The organism is Streptomyces sp. NPDC054841 (genome assembly GCF_053611045.1).
On sequence record NZ_JBSGZO010000927.1, the window covers coordinates 1 to 1127 of the forward strand.

General features: G+C 65.7%; 2 protein-coding genes. One reads left to right on the top strand and one right to left on the bottom strand.

Features of this window, described 5'->3' with window-relative positions:
* Positions 1-463 precede the first annotated feature (463 nt).
* Positions 464-628, bottom strand: a complete 165-nt coding sequence (locus ACWGI8_RS44485; RefSeq protein ID WP_453669355.1) for a hypothetical protein — start codon at positions 626-628, stop codon at positions 464-466.
* Between the two features lie 122 nt (positions 629-750).
* On the opposite strand from ACWGI8_RS44485, the gene ACWGI8_RS44490 reads away from it, so the two are divergent.
* Positions 751-1127 (top strand): ISAzo13-like element transposase-related protein (locus ACWGI8_RS44490; RefSeq protein WP_453669356.1); only part of this gene is annotated, 377 nt, incomplete at its 3' end.

Sequence of the window (1127 nt, forward strand, 5' to 3'; positions counted from 1 at the left end):
ACGACGACGTGCGCACGGCCCATCAGATGTTCCAGCCCGAAGTGGCGAAGGGTTTGAGAAGACGATCACCACAACAGGCTGGCCATCAGGGGCCCGGATGCACCGGGGCCCTTTTGTGTCCACGCACGACAGCCTGCACGGTTCACGGTGTCGGCACACACACGGTGCCTGAGATAGGCAGCGTTGAGCAGGGGTTTCGACGAGCCCCTTGGCGTCCTTGGGGCCTGGATGACGGTCCTCAAAGTCAGTGGAGACGGTCTTCGGTCCCGTCGACGAGCTGACCGACGTATGCGAAGTCGGCTCAAACCTGAGTGATCTGGGGGTGGGTGAGCCGCAGGCGAAACAGCATCCTGCGGGCTGCGCCCCCGTCGGTCATGTCTGCGCGGGTCAACCTGATTATCGCAGGCAGGCCCTTGATGTCGACTGCGATGTGTCTCGTGCGTCCGTCGCCGCCGAGATCGGTTTACTCGGTGTGGTGGGTGAACATGTGCCAGATCGAGATCAGGAGAGAGTGCCGCAGGGCGACCAGGGCGCGATTGCGTCCGCGGCGGCCGACGAGTCGGCGGTAGCGAGCGGCAAGGTAGGTGTCCTTGGTGCGGCAGGCAGACAGGGCGGCCTGGGCACTCACGCCGGGGACATCTCCAACGCCGACTGCGAGCACGACAGCTCCGCCTCACCACATAGGACACGGCGTAAGGGCTCGCAGAGAATCAACATGTTGCTTCCCGTGATTCGGTTCGTTGGCGTGGTATGCGCATCCCCGATGAGATTCGTGGTCAACTCGTGGTGAAGTTCGAGGCGTTGTTCCCACACCTGGACGAACGGCAGCGCCGACTGATGATGGGAGCCGAGGCCCGGATCCTGGGACACGGCGGTATCCGGGCCGTCGCGCAGGCGGCCGAGGTCAGCGAAGCCACCGTCCGTAAGGGAGTCGACGAACTGGAAGCGGGCGCCGAACCGCTGGGCCGGGTCCGCCGCCCCGGTGGTGGTCGCAAGAAGGCCGCCGAGGTGGACCCGGCGCTGCGGCCCGCACTGCTGGCGCTGGTCGAACCGGACTTGCGCGGAGATCCGATGTCGCCGCTGCGGTGGACGACCAAGTCGACCAGGAAGCTCGCTGCCGAGCTGAC